The following is a 1,317-nucleotide window of genomic DNA, read 5'->3' as shown; positions in this document are numbered from 1 at the left end:
GTGAAAGGCCAATCAAACTCCGTGATAGCTGGTTCTCCCCGAAATGCATTTAGGTGCAGCGTCGTGTGTTTCTTGCCGGAGGTAGAGCACTGGATAGGCGATGGGCCCTACCGGGTTACTGACCTTAGCCAAACTCCGAATGCCGGTAAGTGAGAGCGCGGCAGTGAGACTGTGGGGGATAAGCTCCATGGTCGAGAGGGAAACAGCCCAGAGCATCGACTAAGGCCCCTAAGCGTACGCTAAGTGGGAAAGGATGTGGAGTCGCAGAGACAACCAGGAGGTTGGCTTAGAAGCAGCCACCCTTGAAAGAGTGCGTAATAGCTCACTGGTCAAGTGATTCCGCGCCGACAATGTAGCGGGGCTCAAGCGTACCGCCGAAGTCGTGTCATTCCAGCATGAGGGCCAACGCCCGCTGGGATGGGTAGGGGAGCGTCGTGTGCCGGGTGAAGCAGCCGCGGAAGCGAGTTGTGGACGGTTCACGAGTGAGAATGCAGGCATGAGTAGCGATACACACGTGAGAAACGTGTGCGCCGATTGACTAAGGGTTCCTGGGTCAAGCTGATCTGCCCAGGGTAAGTCGGGACCTAAGGCGAGGCCGACAGGCGTAGTCGATGGACAACCGGTTGATATTCCGGTACCCGCTTTGAAACGCCCAATATCGAATCAGGCGATGCTAAGTCCGTGAAGCCGTCCTGGACCCTTCGGGGAAAGGGGAGTGGTGGAGCCGACGAACCAGACTTGTAGTAGGTAAGCGATGGGGTGACGCAGGAAGGTAGTCCAGCCCGGGCGGTGGTTGTCCCGGGGTAAGGGTGTAGGGCGCTGTCCAGGCAAATCCGGACAGCATGAAGCCTGAGACCTGATGCCGAGCCGATTGTGGTGAAGTGGATGATCCTATGCTGTCGAGAAAAGCCTCTAGCGAGTTTCATGGCGGCCCGTACCCTAAACCGACTCAGGTGGTCAGGTAGAGAATACCGAGGCGTTCGGGTGAACTATGGTTAAGGAACTCGGCAAAATGCCCCCGTAACTTCGGGAGAAGGGGGGCCATTTCCGGTGATGGAATTTACTTCCTGAGCTGGGGGTGGCCGCAGAGACCAGCGAGAAGCGACTGTTTACTAAAAACACAGGTCCGTGCGAAGCCGTAAGGCGATGTATACGGACTGACGCCTGCCCGGTGCTGGAACGTTAAGGGGACCGGTTAGCTCCATTTCGGTGGGGCGAAGCTGAGAACTTAAGCGCCAGTAAACGGCGGTGGTAACTATAACCATCCTAAGGTAGCGAAATTCCTTGTCGGGTAAGTTCCGACCTGCACGAATGGCG

At 56.9% G+C, this 1,317-nt stretch carries 1 rRNA gene; it reads left to right on the top strand.

The features are described 5' to 3' along the window. Nucleotides 1-1,317: ribosomal RNA gene (locus AB0C26_RS46420) — 23S ribosomal RNA — on the top strand; the annotation flags it as partial.

Source organism: Actinoplanes sp. NPDC048796 (genome assembly GCF_040650035.1).
In the GTDB taxonomy this organism is placed as follows: Bacteria; Actinomycetota; Actinomycetes; order Mycobacteriales; family Micromonosporaceae; genus Actinoplanes.
This window is presented reverse-complemented; position numbering and strand designations above follow the sequence as displayed.